Below are 14,496 nucleotides of genomic sequence, written 5' to 3'. Positions count from 1 at the left end.
GCTCAGGTCATTTGCCTGATAAGGTGGCGGCGAATGGCGTTGCTGCTCTTGGGCCACTTGGCTGCTCACCGACGGCAAAAACTGCGCTTGCCACGCTGACGATTGCGACATGGTCCTTTGCGGCCGCCCCCGCAGCGGCACTGTCGCCACGCAGGATCGCGGTGACAATGGCGTCATGCTCCTGCCAGGATTTGGCAAGGCGTCCGGCCAACCTGAACTGGGCACGCCGGAAAGGGGCAAGACGGCTGCGCGTCGTCGCTGTCAGCTCATAGATGTGCGTGCTGTGAGCGCCGCGATAGAGCCGGCTGTGAAACTCGGTGTTGAAATATTCATAGTCTTCCTCGGCGCCCAGCCGCACCAGCCGTGCCGAGGCCTCGTGCTCGGCCTCGAGCGCGCGGCGCTCGCTGACGGTCATGCGCTCGGCGCAGAAGCGCGCACATATGCCTTCAAGTTCAGCCATGCTTTCGAACATCGAGGTGAGATATTCCTGGGTGACGACGGCGACGATGGCGCCTCTGTTCGGTCGCCTTTCAACCAGACCCATGGCGCTTAGCTGTCCGAGCGCCTCGCGCACAGGGGTGCGCGACACCTCGAAGCGGGCGGCAAGCGAGGTTTCGTCGAGCTTTTCACCAGGGCGCAGTACGCCGGTGACGATGCGGTCGCCGATGGCCCTCACCATCTGATCAACGGTCGTTCCCAATCGGACCAAGCTGCGCTTTCCCGACACGCCTCCTCCAAGCCTCCGTTTTCATTTCCAGACCATGAACCGGCCGAACGAAAGTCCGCTTCCGACTCAGTCGTACCCTGTATGCCTATATTTTAATCTTCCTGTCAAATTGTCTGATTTCAAGGCAAAAAGTGCATGCAGTTGCCTTTCGATTGTGCAATCCCAAAAGATATTATTACTGATTTTATTGGGTAAATTTTAATTTCTGGATTGGCATAGCAATTGCATGCACTTTCTTGAGAAGGCGTTAACCGACCCGGAAAAGGTCCTACAGGGGAGTATAAAAAATGACCGACCGATTCTTGCTTAGCCGCCGCCAGCTGCTCAAGACCTCCGCCGCCGGAGCGGCACTCGGGCTTGCGTCCGCGGCCTTTCCCGTCAGCAGGGCCTTTGCCGCCAGCGCCACCGTCGGCTTCATCTATGTCGGGCCGAAGGATGACTATGGTTACAACCAGGCGCATGCCGAAGGTGCGGCGACGCTGAAGGCCATCGAGGGCATTACTGTCGTGGAGGAGGAGAACGTACCGGAGACGGTCGACGTCCAGAAGACGATGGAATCGATGATCAATCTCGACGGCGCCTCGCTGATCTTCCCGACCTCTTTCGGCTACTTCGACCCCCACATGCTGGCCATGTGCGCGAAATTCCCCAACGTGCAGTTCCGCCATTGCGGCGGCATGTGGGACAAGGCGAAGCACCCGATGAATGCCGGCTCCTATTTCGGCTATATCGGCATGGGCCAGTATCTCAACGGCGTTGTCGCCGGCCACACCTCAAAGACCAAGAAGCTCGGCTTCGTCGCGGCCAAGCCCATTCCGCAGGTGCTGCTCAACATCAACTCCTTCCTGCTCGGCGCGCGCTCGGTCGATCCGACCATCACTTGCCAGGTCATCTTCACCGGCGAGTGGTCTCTGGCGGTTAAGGAAGCAGAAGCCACCAATGCGCTGGTCGACCAAGGCGCCGACGTCATCACTTGCCATGTCGACAGCCCGAAAGTGGTGGTCGAGACGGCGGCCGGACGCGGCGCTTTCGTCTGCGGCTATCACGCCAACCAGAGCCCGCTGGCGCCTGAAAAATATCTCACCGGCGCAGAGTGGAACTGGGCCAAGGTCTACAAGATGTTCGTCGACGACCTGACGATCGGCACGCCACTGCCCAACTTCACGCGTGGCGGCCTTGCCGACGGCTTCGTCAAGATGAGCCCGCTAGGGCCCGCCGTCGGCGAAGCAGGCCGCAAGCAGTTCGACGCCACCCTGGCTGAAATGATGAAGGGCGGCTTCGCCGTCATCAAGGGACCGCTGAAGAGCAACAAGGGCGCCGTCGTCGCCACTGCGGGGCAGGCTTTCCCGGAGACAGCGATCGAGCTCGAAAGCATGGACTATCTGGTCGAGGGCGTCGTCGGCTCGACCGCCTGATCTGGGGGTGGGACGGTGGTGGACACGGTGACAGGGGCCGGCATGCCGGCACTCTTTGGCGCCAGGGGATATCCTCCGGTGCTGGAATGGATCGCGCGGCGGGCGGAAGCCTTCGTCATTCCGCTCGCAGCACTTGTCGTCGGCATGGCGCTGTTCAGCCTGTTCATCGCACTGGTCGGCAAGTCGCCGATCCTGCTCTACGAGACCATGTGGCGGGGCGGCTTCGGCTCCTGGTTCTCGATCCAGAACTCGCTGTCGCGGGCCGCACCGCTGCTTCTGGCGGCGCTCTGCGTGGCACTCCCGGCGCGGCTTGGCCTCGTCGTCATCGGCGGTGAGGGCGCCATCGTGCTGGGCGGCGTTGGTGCTGCTGCCATCGGCGTGGCGCTCAGCGGCTCGCCATCGTCAATCGTCATTCTTGCCATGGGCGTGGCGGGCATGGCCGCCGGCGGCATCTGGATCGGTGCCGTCGGCGCGCTGCGCCACTACCGGGCCGTCAACGAAACCATCTCCAGCCTGCTGATGGCCTACATCGCCATCGCGCTGATGAACCAGTTGGTGGAAGGGCCGCTGCGCGACCCGGCCTCGCTCAACAAACCTTCGACCCAGCCGCTGGCGGACATCTACCGCATCGGCAACATTCCGGGCATGGACGTGCATTGGGGGCTGGTCGTTGGCGTGGTCGCCTGCGTTCTCTCCTGGGTGCTCATCGAAAAGACCCGCTGGGGTTTTGCCGCGCGCATCGCCGGCGGTAATGTGCGCGCGGCACAGGTGCAGGGGCTGGCCGTCGGACCGCTCATCGTCGGCTTCACGGCACTGGCGGGCGGCTTCGCCGGGCTTGCCGGCATGCTGGAGGTCGCCGCCGTGCAAGGCAGCGCCAATGCCTCGCTCGCCGCCGGCTATGGTTACACCGGCATCCTCGTCGCCTTCCTCGCCCGCCACAACCCGCTGGCCATCATTCCGGTTGCCATCCTGCTTGGCGGCATCGACGCCTCGGGCGGGTTGATCCAGCGCCGCATGGACCTGCCCGACGCCACGGTGCTGGTGCTGCAAGGCATGATCTTCATCGTCATCCTGTTCAGCGAAACCTTTTACGGCCGCTTCAAGGCCTTCAATCCCGACCTCTGGAAAAGGGCCTCCTGATGGACGCGACCGAGATCGGCCTCTGGGGCGTGCCGCTGGCCATTCTGGGCGGCGCCATCCGCGTGTCGACGCCCTTCATCTTCGTCTCGCTGGGCGAGGCGATCACCGAGCGTTCCGGCCGCATCAATCTGGGGCTGGAAGGCACGCTCGTCTTCGGCGCCATGACCGCATATGCGGTCGCGGTGATGACCAACTCGCCGTGGCTCGGCCTGCTTGCCGCAGCTTTCGCCGGCCTGTTTTTCGGCCTGTTCCATGGCTGGATCTGCAAATTTCGTGGGGTCAACGACATTGCCATCGGCATCGCGCTGATGCTGTTCGGCTCGGGCCTCGCCTTCTTCTTCGGCAAGCCGTTCATCAAGCCGAAGGCGCCCAACCTGCCGGCCATTCCGTTCGGCGGTTGGTCCGATATCCCGCAGGTGCAGGCGGCGCTCGACGTCAACGTGCTGTTCCTGATCGGCGCGGTGCTTTCCGTCATACTGTGGTGGGCGTTCCGCAACACGCGCGCCGGCCTCATAGTGCGTGTCGTCGGTGACAGTTCCGATGCAGCACGCGCCATGGGCCTCAACCCCGACACGGTGCGGCTGCTCGCCACCGGCGTCGGCGGCGCGCTGGCCGGCATCGGCGGCGCCTACCTATCGCTCTACTATCCCGGCAGTTGGACCGAGCGCATCTCGTCAGGCCAGGGTCTGATGGCGGTGGCGCTGGTCATCTTCGCGCGCTGGAACCCGCTCGGCTGCTTTGCCGCGGCCCTTTTGTTCGGCGGAGCCGGCGCGCTCGGCCCGGCGCTGCAATCGGTCGGCGTCACGCAAGGCTACTACCTGTTTTACGCCGCTCCCTACATCCTCACCCTCATCATCATGATCGTCACCTCCTCGCCGACACGAACGCTTGCCGGCGCGCCAGGCGAATTGTCGATCACCAAATGAGACTTGGCACCAAATGACTGGAGTTTTGCCTATGAACGCCAGAGCCGAAATCACCCAACACACCATCGATGCCGAGCCCTATCCGTGGCCCTACAATGGTGACCTGCGGCCCGACAATACGGCGCTGATCATCATCGACATGCAAACCGATTTCTGCGGGCCAGGCGGCTATGTCGACCATATGGGTTACGATTTATCGCTGGTGCGCGCACCGATCGAGCCGATCAAGTCAGTGCTGTCAGCCATGCGGGCGAAGGGCTACACCATCATCCACACGCGGGAAGGCCATCGGCCTGATCTCGCCGACCTGCCGGCCAACAAGCGCTGGCGCTCGCGCCGCATCAATGCCGGTATCGGCGATGCCGGCCCGTGCGGGCGCATCCTGGTGCGCGGCGAGCCGGGCTGGGACATCATCCCCGACCTCTACCCGATCGAGGGGGAGCCGATCATCGACAAGCCTGGCAAAGGCTCGTTCTGCGCCACCGACCTGGAGCTGATCCTCAACCAGCGCCGCATCGAGAACATCGTACTGACCGGCATCACCACGGATGTCTGCGTGCACACCACAATGCGCGAGGCCAATGACCGCGGTTATGAATGCATGATGCTGGAGGATTGTTGCGGGGCGACCGACCACGGCAACCATCTGGCGGCGATCAAGATGATCAAGATGCAAGGCGGCGTCTTCGGCACGGTGTCGAATTCGACGGCGCTCGTGGCTCAGTTGCCATGAGGAGGCCGCGATGAGCGACAGCGTCCGAAAAGCCGTCGGCGTCGAAACCATCGGCATGACCATGCGCTTCGGCGGCTTCACCGCGCTGGACGCCGTGTCGGTGAAAGTGCCGGCAGGTTCCTTTCACGCGCTGCTTGGCGAGAATGGCGCCGGCAAGTCGACGCTGGTCAAATGCATGATGGGTTTTTATCACCCGACATCAGGCGACATGCTGGTCGACGGCCGCGAGGTGGCAATCGCCAGTCCGCGCGACGCTTCGGCGCTTGGGCTCGGCATGGTCTACCAGCATTTCACCCTAGTGCCGTCGCTGACAGGGGCGGAAAACCTCGTCATCTCGCGCGAGAAGGTTCCTGGCATCATCGACTGGCGCAAGGAGCGCGGCGACCTTGCCGTGTTCATGGAGCGCATGCCGTTCAAGCTGCCGCTCGACGTCAAGGTCGCGGAGCTTGCTGCTGGCGAAAAGCAGAAGCTCGAAATCATCAAGCAGCTTTATCTTGGCCGCTCCTTCCTGGTGCTGGACGAGCCAACCTCGGTGCTGACGCCCGGCGAGGCGCAAGAGGTGCTGGGGCTTGTGCGCGACATGACGAAAGCCGGCGACCTCACCGTGCTGATGATCTCGCACAAATTCCATGAGGTGACCGCCTTCGCCGACGATGTCAGCGTGCTGCGCAAGGGCAGGCTGACGGGAACGGGCCGCGTCGCCGACCTGGACCATAAGGCGATGGCCGCGATGATGATCGGCGACCAGCCGATCGCCGCCCTTGACAGCCGTGCGGCGCCAAAACCCGATGCCGAGATCGTGCTCAAGGTCAAATCGCTCAAGGCGCCGGATCGAACCGGGCTGAAGTCGATCCGCATCGAGGATCTCGGTGTGCGATCGGGCGAGATCGTCGGCATCGCCGGTATTTCCGGCAACGGCCAGAAGGAGTTTCTGGAAGTGCTGGCCGGTCAGCGCCCGCGCGAGGCCGGCGAGGTGCTTGTGCGCGGCGCCACCTACGCAGCGACGCGGGCCGAGGCGCGCGCGCTCAATGTCCGGCTCATTCCCGAGGAGCCGCTGAAGAATGCTTGCGCGCCGAAAATGACCGTGGCCGAGAACATCTCCTTTCGCACCTTCGACATGGACGGCAATGGCAGACCGGTGAGCTGGATCAATGCCAGTGCGATCCGTGCTTTCAGCGCCAGGCTAGTCGAACAGTTCAAGGTCAAGACCGCATCGCTGTCGTCGCCCATCGCCTCGCTGTCAGGCGGCAATGTGCAGCGCGCGGTGCTGGCGCGCGAACTGACCGGCGGGGTCGATCTGCTGATTGTTTCCAATCCCTGCTTCGGCCTCGACTTCTCGGCCGTGGCCGAAATCCGCGCCCGCATCATGAAGGCGCGCAATGCGGGTGCTGCCGTGTTGCTGATGTCGGAAGACCTCGACGAACTGCTGGAACTGTCGGACCGCATTTTCGTCATGTCGGACGGCGCGCTGGTCTACGAGACGCCGATCGCCGGGGCGAGCGTGCAGACCATCGGCGAACATATGGCGGGACATCATTGATGGCCGAAATCGATGCGCAGCCTTTCGTCTTTGCGTTTAATCCGGACTCCCTGGCGCTGGTCGTCATCGACATGCAGCGCGACTTCGCCGAGCCGGGCGGTTTTGGCGCCAGCCTCGGCAACGATGTCAGCCGGGTCACCGCGATCGTGCCGACGGTGAAGAGACTGATCGAGGGGTTCCGCGCCGCCGGCCTGCCGGTGATCCACACGATGGAGTGCCACAGGGCGGACCTCTCCGACCTGCCGCCTGCCAAGCGCGACCGCGGCAATCCGTCGATCCGCATCGGCGATGTCGGGCCGATGGGCCGCGTGCTGATCGTTGGCGAGCCGGGAACGGCGATCCTCGACGAGCTGGCGCCGCTGCCCGGCGAGGTCGTCATCGAGAAGCCGGGCAAAGGCGCCTTCTACGCGACCAGTTTTGATGAGGAACTGAAGCGGCTCGGCGCGCGGCAACTGGTTTTCGCCGGCGTCACCACCGAAGTCTGCGTCCAGACGACGATGCGCGAGGCCAATGATCGCGGCTATGAGTGCCTGCTCGCCGAAGATGCGACGGAAAGCTATTTTCCCGAGTTCAAGGCGGCGGCCATCGCCATGATCCGCGCGCAGGGCGCCATCGTCGGCTGGACGGCGACGACCGACCAGGTGCTGCAAGGACTTGCCGATGGCTAATCTGAGTTTTGCCGGCCTCGTCGGTGGCGGCTGGCGCGAGCTGGCATTCGAGCCTTTTCGCGAAGGCATCACGGTGCACTGGCTGCTCAAGGGCGGACCAGTCGAACCCTCGGTCGCAATCTTGAAATACCAGTCCGGCGCGGCCGTGCCCCGCCACCGCCATGTCGGGCTCGAAACCATCGTCGTGCTCGAGGGCACGCAGAGCGACGAGAATGGCAATTATCAGGCCGGCAACGTCGTCCTGAATCCGGTGGGGACCGAGCATTCGGTGTGGACCAAGGACGGCTGCGTCGTGCTGATCCAATGGGACCTGCCGGTGATCATTCTGGGGGAGGCCACATGAGCGAGATCCACTTCGACATTGGCAGCCTGCACGCGGCCTATGCGGCCGGCGTCAGCGTTGCTGACATGGTCGATACAGTCCACGCCCGCATCGAGGCGGCTGACGATCCCGGCATCTTCATTCATCTCGCCGCCAAGGCGGAGATGCTGGCGCAGGCGCAAAAGCTCGGACCGTTCGATCCGGTGGCCAAGCCTCTGTGGGGCGTGCCGTTCGCGGTCAAGGACAACATCGATGTCGCCGGCATGCCGACAACCGCCGCCTGCGCCGAATATGCCTACATACCAGACAAGGACGCAACCGTGGTGGCGCGGCTGAAGGCTGTCGGGGCGCTGGTGGTCGGCAAGACCAATCTCGACCAGTTCGCCACCGGTCTGGTCGGTGTGCGCACGCCCTATCCGATCCCGAGGAACGCCGTCGATGCCAGTCTAGTGCCGGGCGGCTCCTCGTCCGGGTCGGCGGTGGCGACAGCGCGCGGCATCGTCTCCTTCGCGCTTGGCACCGACACCGCCGGCTCCGGCCGCATCCCCGCCGGCCTCAACAACATCGTCGGGCTGAAGCCGACGGTCGGCGCGCTTTCGGCCGCCGGCGTTGTGCCAGCCTGCCGTACGCTCGACTGCATCTCGGTATTCGCGCTCACCGTAGACGATGCCTACGCAGTGTACGGCGTGGCGGCGGCCAAGGACCCGGCCGATGCCTATTCGCGCGCCATCAAGGTGCCGGCGCTTGCCGCTCGCCCACCCGTGCTGACGGTCGGCGTGCCGCAGAAGGCGGATTTGAAATTCTTCCGCGACGCATCGATGCAGAGGGGCTTTGAGGCGGCGCTTGGCTTGCTGGAAAAGCTTGGTTGCCGGCTGGTCGAAATTCCGTTCGCCGATTTCTACGCCACCGCAAATCTTCTCTATGAAGGAGCCTGGGTTGCCGAACGCTACGCGGCGATCCGCGACTTCATGGACGCCAACGAAGCCGCAATGCATCCGGTAACGCGCAAAATCATTGGCGGCGCGCGCGGCCTGTCAGCGGCCGATGCCTTCAACGGCCTCTATGCGCTTCAGGCCTACAAGGCCAAGCTCGCCCCGATCATCGCCTCTGTCGACCTGTTCTGTGTGCCGACGGCACCAACGCATTACGCTCTCCAGGCGGTGCTTGCCGATCCGATCACCACCAACAGTCGGCTCGGTACCTATACAAATTTCGTCAATCTGCTCGATATGTGCGGCATCGCCGTGCCGACCGGCAAGCGCGACGATGGGCTGCCGATGAGCGTGACCCTGCTGGGTATGGTGGGCAAGGATTGGCTCACGGCGTCGCTCGCGCGCGACGTTCATGCCATGAGCGCTCTTCCGCTCGGCGCGACCGGCTGGGCGCAGCCGGGGAGTGCCTTGCCTGGCAACGTTGCACAGGACCAGACGATTGATCTGGTGGTGGTCGGCGCGCATCTGTCGGGGATGCCGCTCAACGGTCAGCTAAGGGACCTAGGCGCCCAATTCTCGAGAGTAACGAAAACCACACCTGCCTACCGGCTCTACGCGCTTGCCGGCCAATCCGTGCCCAAGCCGGGCCTTGTCCGAGTCTCCAGGGATGGAATGCGAATAGACGTCGAGGTCTGGCGGCTGGGTCCGGAGGCGTTCGGACGATTCGTCGCCGCCATCCCCCCACCGCTGGGCGTAGGAACGATCGAACTCGAGGATGGCAGCGCAGCCAAGGGGTTTTTGGTGGAAACCGCCGGCCTGACTGACGCCGCCGATATCTCCGCCTATGGCGGGTGGCGCAGTTTTGTAAGACGCGACCAAGAAAGGGCCAACATTCTCGCGACCTAGAAACGCAGTCTCCGACGATGTCTGCTTCAGGAAACGGCGAAGGTGAACTTAATGACCAAGCGATTCCGAGATCGCAAGGAAAATCGCCGGGTAGTTCTGGTCAGAAAGAGGGGTTCGAGTCCACGTTGTGGGCCGCCTCTGAAATATCTATCAAAATCAACTACTTAAATGGGTCTTTTGGTGGGCCCGGAGGGACTCGAACCCCCAACCAAGCGGTTATGAGCCGCCGGCTCTAACCATTGAGCTACAGGCCCCACGCGGGCTGGATTAATGTTTTTCGCATCGCCGCACAAGGCTTTACCGGCGGGCTTTCGCAGATCGCCCAAATCAACCCATAATCGCGCTCTACGCGACCCTTGCGACCTGATCGCAGACCAAGGAGATTTTCATGACCAAACGTCTTTTGCCCCTCGCGCTCGCCGCTGCAATCGCCTTTCCGGCGATGGCTGGAGCCACCGATCTGCCGACGCCGCCCCGCATCATCGTGTCCGGCGAGGGCGAAGCAACCGTAGCCCCCGATCTGGCGATCCTGACGCTCAGCGTCATGCGCGAAGCCAAGACGGCGCGCGCCGCGCTCGACGCCAACAATGACGCCATGGCCGCCGTGATCGCCGCGATGAAGGCCGCAGGCATCAAGGATCGCGACCTGCAGACCGCGGGCATCCAGATCAACCCCCGCTACAACTACACCAACAAGCCCGACGGCAGCCAGGAGGCCGAACTCGTCGCCTATCAGGTGACCAATACGCTTTCGGTGCGCGTGCGCGACGTCGACAAGACAGGCGAGGTCCTCGACAAGGCGGTGTCGCTCGGCGTCAACCAGGGCGGCGGCATCGCCTTCACCAATGACAATCCGGCGGCCACCGTCACCGAGGCGCGCAAGAAGGCTGTCGCCGACGCCACGGCCAAGGCCAGGACGCTGGCCGAGGCGGCCGGCGTCAGCCTCGGCCGGGTGCTCGAGATCACGGATCAGAACATCAGGCCGGCGCCGATGCCGATCAACGCCAAGGCCTTCGACGCCGCGGCCGGGGCAGCGCCGGTGCAGGCCGGCGAGAACGCCTACAATGTCCAGGTCACCGTTACCTTCGAACTGAAGTAACCGGTTGAGTGGATGGCCGCCCTGCCGGCCATCGTCCGCCCCTTGGCCCGCATGAAAAACCCCGCGGGATCGCTCCCGCGGGGTTTTTTCGAGCCGCATCCGCCCAATGGGACAGGGGCTCCGCTAGTCCAGACCGACCTTCATGGAAGGTCGTGTCTCCAGGCTGGTCTTCGCAGAAGATCAGCCTCCAGGCCTAAGCCTCAGCGATAGATGACCGGGCAACCGCGCTCGTTGGCGAACACGATGACGACACGGTCGCCGTCCTGACGGCCCATCACCTTGACCACGCGACGGTTGGCATCGACGATGCGGGCTCGGTAGAGGCCCATGCGCTCGGCCTTGTCGAGGGCGCGATCCGGCGAGCAGCCGCGGCGCCAGCCGTCGCGGCGCCAGTCGTCGCGGCGATGCCGATAGCCGTCGTCGCCGGCATAGACGCCGAAGCGCGGATCCTGGTTGTTGCCGAAGCCGAGATAGAGGCTGTCGGCATGGGCGGGAATGGCCGTCAGCGCGCCGAGGCCGACCAGCGCCGAAAGCGCTGCCGTCTTGATGGTGGTGTACATGGTTCTCTCTCCTTGTTGCGGGCTTGCGCCCGTCCTCGTGAAACCGATGGCGGGAGAATGCACTGGCCTGCCTGAACTGTTTACGAACTGCCCGTTCATCTGCGGTTCATCTGGCGCCGGCGGGGCAAAGCCCCGGTCATTTGCAAATCCCCCGCCGGCCAAATCCCTTGCCGGCATTCAAACAATATCCGCGCCAAACGCCTCCCTCGTCCTTGTTCCCGACAGGCAAACTCCTGCCGATGTCCGCGCGTCAGGGCTCGTCGTCGAGCATATAGTCAAAATAGTCTTCCGCCTCGGCAAGGTCGGTCTCGCTGGCCTTGACCCGGCCGCGCATCGAGATGCCGGCCTCGTGTACGGTCTCGGCACTGCCCGATACCAACCGGTGCCACCAGTAGAGGTCGCGGCCCTCGGCCACCAGCCGGTAGGCGCAGGTGCTGGGCAGCCAGCTGATGGTGCGCACATTCCGCGGCGTCAGCCCGACGCAATCGGGAACGCGCGCCAGTCGGTTGGCATAGTCGGCACAGCGGCAGCTTTCGGCGTCGAACAGCCGGCAGCCGACGCTGGTCCAGTAGATTTCGCCGGTGTCTTCGTCCTCGAGCTTCGACAGGCAGCACTTGCCGCAGCCGTCGCAGAGCGATTCCCACTCCGTGGGGCTCATCTCTTCCAGCGTCTTGGTTTTCCAGAACGGCGTTTCCATTTCCGGCATGTGGCCCCAGCCGCCGCCGAGGTCAAGCGCTGCAAGAGCGGGAAATGGCGCGGTAACTCGTTCGAATGACACGAATTTGCCTTCAAAAGGCCGGCCAATAGCCCCGTACGGCCCCTAACGATGCGCCGCTGGAACCAATTTCGTTAAAAGCGGTTTCGGCAAGGATGGGACCCCACAAGGAGAATTTCGATGAAACGCCAACCACGGATTCTGGCAGGCACAGCCCTTGGCCTGTTGATGGCATCCGCGCCGTTAGGCGCGTCCCCGCTCCAGGGGACAGCCGCGTTCGGCCCCATGCAGCGCGGCGCGACGCCGCTGATCATCCTGGCGCAGGACACGCCCACCGATCAGGGGCAGAGCGACCAGGAACAGCTGCGCAAGAAGAAGCGCGAGCAGCAGCAGCAGACGGAGTCCGCTCCCGCCGCCGAGAAGCCCGCCCCCGCGGCCGAAGAACAGCAGCCGCGCAAGAAGAAGCGCGACCAGCAGCAGCAGGCTGAGCAGGCACCGGCCGGCGAGGCAGCGCCGGCGACGGACGAGCAGCAGCCGCGCAGGAAGAAGCGCGACCAGCAGCAGCAGGCCGAGCAGGCGCCCGCCGGCGAGGCAGCGCCCGCCACCGACGAGCAGCAGCCGCGCAGGAAGAAGCGCGACCAGCAGCAGCAGGCCGAGCAGGCGCCCGCCGGCGAGGCAGCGCCGGCCACCGACGAGCAGCAGCCGCGCAGGAAGAAGCGCGACCAGCAGCAGCAGACCCAACAGGCGCCCGCCGGCGAGGCAGCGCCCGCCACCGACGAGCAGCAGCCGCGCAAGAAGAAGCGCGACCAGCAGCAGCAGACCGAACAGGCGCCCGCCGGCGAGGCAGCGCCCGCCAACGACAACCAGCCGGTCAAGCCCGGCAGGAAACACAAGCAGGATCAGCAGAAAGAGGCGCCGGCCGCCGTGCCGGAGACCGCCCCGACGCCCAAGGAAGCTCCTGCCGGCGAAGCGACGCCGAAGGTTGAACCGGCCCCCGCCGGCGAGCAGCCTGCCGCCCAGGGCGAGCAGTCGCAGGACAAGACGAAGAAACACGGCAGGAAACCGGCTGGCGAACCGCCGGCGACCGGTGAGCAGCCTGCGACCGGCGAACAGCCGCTGACCGGCAAACAGCCCGCCACCGGCGAACAGCCGGCGACGGGAGAGCAGCCCGCCACCGGCGGGAAGGCCGCGCCTGTCCAGGGCGAAAACCCCGTTCAGGGGGAAGCACCCGCCGACAAGAACGCCGCCCCCATCCTCGACAGCCAGAAGGATGCCAAGCGCAAGGGTCGCGGCGAGAATGGCCAGGGCGGCCGCAAGCCCGCCAACCAGAATGGCGAAGAGCAGAATGGTGGGCAGCAAAATGGCGGGCAGAATGCCCAGCAGGGCGGTGACCAGGGCCGCAAGCCGGTAGTGGCGCCGGTGGATCAGGGTCCGCCCCCAACGGACGATAGGACCGCCCAGGAGGCGATCAGGCCCGAAAAGATCGTGCCTGTGACTCAGGAGCAGGGCAAGCGCCTCGAGCGCGCGCCTGACGAGGACATTCGTGATCGCCGCCGGCCCAAGGGCGTCGACGTGCTCAAGGAGATCGGTGACCGGGTCATCATCCAGTTCAACGATCAGACGTTCGTCCAGAGCAATGATCGCCCGCGCCTGACCCGCGGCGCCAAGGACGTCTACTACGAGGACCTGCCGCAGGGCCGCACGCGCGAGACGGTCGAGCGCGACAATGGCTTCCGGATCGTCACCATCCGCAACCGCTACGGCGACATTCTGCAGCGGTCGCGCATCGCGCCCGACGGTCGCGAATATGTGCTGAGCTATGTCGACGAGCGCAGCTACCAGGACGAAAACGACTGGCGCGATCCCGGCGATGACCTGCCGCCGATCCGGCTGACCATCCCGCGCCGGGATTACATTCTCGATTCCGAGGATGTCGAAAGCGACGACGACTACTATACCTTCCTCGAACAGCCGCCGGTGGAGAAGGTGCAGCGCCTCTATTCGATCAACGAGGTCAAGCGTTCGGCCCGCGTGCGTGACATTGCTCGGCGCATTGACCTCGACACGCTGAACTTCGAATTCGGCTCTTCTTCGATCTCCGACACCGAGGTGCAGAAACTGGAGGGCGTCGCCAACGCCATGGAGAAACTGCTGAAGAAGAACCCAGCCGAGACCTTCCTGATCGAGGGCCATACCGACGCCGTCGGAACGCCGGAGGCGAACCTTGCACTGTCGGATCGCCGTGCCGAAGCGGTTGCGGAAGCGCTGACCAATGCCTTCGGCATCCCGCCCGAGAATCTGACGACACAGGGTTATGGCGAGGAGTATCTGAAGGTCGACACCTCGGCGCCCAACCGCGAGAACAGGCGCGTCGCCATCCGTCGCATCACCTCGCTGGTGGCGCCGGTGGCGAGCAACAATTGACCTGCGTTTCCAGCGCCTTGCGGTGATTTCTGGAATCAGGTCGGCAATAGCAGCTCATCCCGGTCACCGGGATGGGCTGGAACTGGCAGCAGCGCTGCCGGGTCAACAAGAATTGTACAGCCCTTGGAGCCGGCTCATTGAATCACCGGGCTTCGCACCCCAGATTCTGCACTGGGCGTTCCCTGCCCCGTCCCGACTCCAGCGGGACGCATCGAGCCCCGCCGGCCCTCTCCGGCGGGGTTTTTTGCTTCAAGCCCATCTAACGATGGTCTGGTGGCCGAATACGCTGCCAACGCCGGCTGAGGGGCCTGAGCAAGGCAGGCGTGAATGAGAGACCGCGCTCCAATGCTTGTCAACTTTCCGACGAATTGATACCATCTATTGGTATC

General features: G+C 64.3%; 13 protein-coding genes and 1 tRNA gene. 10 read left to right on the top strand and 4 right to left on the bottom strand.

The window, feature by feature from the left end; translation table 11 throughout:
• Window positions 1–7 precede the first annotated feature (7 nt).
• Window positions 8–679, bottom strand: a complete 672-nt coding sequence (locus EN808_RS16260; protein ID WP_127278478.1) for a GntR family transcriptional regulator — start codon at window positions 677–679, stop codon at window positions 8–10.
• 335 nt (window positions 680–1,014) lie between these two features.
• Between EN808_RS16260 and EN808_RS16255 the strand changes: the two genes are divergently transcribed.
• Genes EN808_RS16255 through atzF form a run of 8 tightly spaced genes read left to right on the top strand, consistent with a single transcriptional unit; the run spans window position 1,015 to window position 9,309 of the window.
• A complete protein-coding gene (locus EN808_RS16255) occupies window positions 1,015–2,142 on the top strand; it encodes a BMP family ABC transporter substrate-binding protein (protein ID WP_135916370.1) in 1,128 nt (375 codons plus the stop codon).
• Window positions 2,143–2,184: 42 nt separating this feature from the next.
• Window positions 2,185–3,282 carry an ABC transporter permease gene (locus EN808_RS16250; RefSeq protein WP_135916369.1) on the top strand — a complete coding sequence of 366 codons (1,098 nt, stop codon included), beginning with the start codon at window positions 2,185–2,187 and terminating at the stop codon, window positions 3,280–3,282.
• The gene (locus EN808_RS16245; RefSeq protein WP_127278475.1) at window positions 3,282–4,208 is read left to right on the top strand and encodes an ABC transporter permease; all 927 of its coding nucleotides are present in this window, start codon (window positions 3,282–3,284) and stop codon (window positions 4,206–4,208) included. The genes EN808_RS16250 and EN808_RS16245 overlap by 1 nt, the downstream gene beginning before the upstream one ends.
• Before the next feature lie 31 nt (window positions 4,209–4,239).
• Entirely contained in the window at window positions 4,240–4,941 is a 702-nt protein-coding gene (locus EN808_RS16240) for an isochorismatase family cysteine hydrolase (protein ID WP_135916368.1), read from the top strand.
• Between the two features lie 10 nt (window positions 4,942–4,951).
• Window positions 4,952–6,481 (top strand): ABC transporter ATP-binding protein, encoded by a 1,530-nt coding sequence (locus EN808_RS16235; protein WP_135916367.1) that lies wholly within the window; start codon window positions 4,952–4,954, stop codon window positions 6,479–6,481.
• Entirely contained in the window at window positions 6,481–7,149 is a 669-nt protein-coding gene (locus tag EN808_RS16230) for a cysteine hydrolase (protein WP_135916366.1), read from the top strand. The genes EN808_RS16235 and EN808_RS16230 overlap by 1 nt, the downstream gene beginning before the upstream one ends.
• Window positions 7,142–7,492, top strand: coding sequence for a cupin domain-containing protein (locus EN808_RS16225; protein WP_135916365.1), 351 nt, complete (start codon window positions 7,142–7,144; stop codon window positions 7,490–7,492). Before EN808_RS16230 ends, EN808_RS16225 begins: the two co-directional genes overlap by 8 nt.
• Window positions 7,489–9,309, top strand: a complete 1,821-nt coding sequence (gene atzF, locus EN808_RS16220; protein ID WP_135916364.1) for an allophanate hydrolase — start codon at window positions 7,489–7,491, stop codon at window positions 9,307–9,309. The genes EN808_RS16225 and atzF overlap by 4 nt, the downstream gene beginning before the upstream one ends.
• Before the next feature lie 178 nt (window positions 9,310–9,487).
• Here the strand turns inward: atzF and EN808_RS16215 are convergent.
• Window positions 9,488–9,563, bottom strand: a tRNA-Ile gene (locus EN808_RS16215).
• A gap of 134 nt (window positions 9,564–9,697) precedes the next feature.
• On the opposite strand from EN808_RS16215, the gene EN808_RS16210 reads away from it, so the two are divergent.
• Window positions 9,698–10,408 carry an SIMPL domain-containing protein gene (locus EN808_RS16210; RefSeq protein ID WP_135916363.1) on the top strand — a complete coding sequence of 237 codons (711 nt, stop codon included), beginning with the start codon at window positions 9,698–9,700 and terminating at the stop codon, window positions 10,406–10,408.
• A 200-nt stretch (window positions 10,409–10,608) separates the two neighbouring features.
• Here EN808_RS16210 and EN808_RS16205 read toward each other — a convergent pair whose 3' ends face one another.
• Window positions 10,609–10,968, bottom strand: a complete 360-nt coding sequence (locus EN808_RS16205) for a hypothetical protein (protein ID WP_127276908.1) — start codon at window positions 10,966–10,968, stop codon at window positions 10,609–10,611.
• A 250-nt stretch (window positions 10,969–11,218) separates the two neighbouring features.
• Window positions 11,219–11,665: a YcgN family cysteine cluster protein gene (locus EN808_RS16200; protein ID WP_135916532.1), complete on the bottom strand. Its 447-nt coding sequence runs from the start codon at window positions 11,663–11,665 to the stop codon at window positions 11,219–11,221.
• A 198-nt stretch (window positions 11,666–11,863) separates the two neighbouring features.
• Between EN808_RS16200 and EN808_RS16195 the strand changes: the two genes are divergently transcribed.
• The gene (locus tag EN808_RS16195; protein WP_135916362.1) at window positions 11,864–14,107 is read left to right on the top strand and encodes an OmpA family protein; all 2,244 of its coding nucleotides are present in this window, start codon (window positions 11,864–11,866) and stop codon (window positions 14,105–14,107) included.
• Window positions 14,108–14,496 lie beyond the last annotated feature (389 nt).

Origin of the sequence: Mesorhizobium sp. M8A.F.Ca.ET.165.01.1.1, from assembly GCF_004792065.1 — a bacterium.
GTDB lineage: Bacteria > Pseudomonadota > Alphaproteobacteria > Rhizobiales > Rhizobiaceae > Mesorhizobium.
The sequence above is the reverse complement of the archived record's forward strand: the minus strand, read 5'-3'. Positions and strand labels throughout refer to the sequence as shown.

Excerpts from the sequence above, each read along its gene's own strand:
- EN808_RS16260 (WP_127278478.1), bottom strand. The coding sequence starts at position 679 with ATGGTGAGGGCCATCGGCGACCGCATCGTCACCGGCGTACTGCGCCCT.
- EN808_RS16255 (WP_135916370.1), top strand. The coding sequence starts at position 1,015 with ATGACCGACCGATTCTTGCTTAGCCGCCGCCAGCTGCTCAAGACCTCC.
- EN808_RS16250 (WP_135916369.1), top strand. The coding sequence starts at position 2,185 with ATGCCGGCACTCTTTGGCGCCAGGGGATATCCTCCGGTGCTGGAATGG.
- EN808_RS16245 (WP_127278475.1), top strand. The coding sequence starts at position 3,282 with ATGGACGCGACCGAGATCGGCCTCTGGGGCGTGCCGCTGGCCATTCTG.
- EN808_RS16240 (WP_135916368.1), top strand. The coding sequence starts at position 4,240 with ATGAACGCCAGAGCCGAAATCACCCAACACACCATCGATGCCGAGCCC.
- EN808_RS16235 (WP_135916367.1), top strand. The coding sequence starts at position 4,952 with ATGAGCGACAGCGTCCGAAAAGCCGTCGGCGTCGAAACCATCGGCATG.
- EN808_RS16230 (WP_135916366.1), top strand. The coding sequence starts at position 6,481 with ATGGCCGAAATCGATGCGCAGCCTTTCGTCTTTGCGTTTAATCCGGAC.
- EN808_RS16225 (WP_135916365.1), top strand. The coding sequence starts at position 7,142 with ATGGCTAATCTGAGTTTTGCCGGCCTCGTCGGTGGCGGCTGGCGCGAG.
- atzF (WP_135916364.1), top strand. The coding sequence starts at position 7,489 with ATGAGCGAGATCCACTTCGACATTGGCAGCCTGCACGCGGCCTATGCG.
- EN808_RS16210 (WP_135916363.1), top strand. The coding sequence starts at position 9,698 with ATGACCAAACGTCTTTTGCCCCTCGCGCTCGCCGCTGCAATCGCCTTT.
- EN808_RS16205 (WP_127276908.1), bottom strand. The coding sequence starts at position 10,968 with ATGTACACCACCATCAAGACGGCAGCGCTTTCGGCGCTGGTCGGCCTC.
- EN808_RS16200 (WP_135916532.1), bottom strand. The coding sequence starts at position 11,665 with ATGGAAACGCCGTTCTGGAAAACCAAGACGCTGGAAGAGATGAGCCCC.
- EN808_RS16195 (WP_135916362.1), top strand. The coding sequence starts at position 11,864 with ATGAAACGCCAACCACGGATTCTGGCAGGCACAGCCCTTGGCCTGTTG.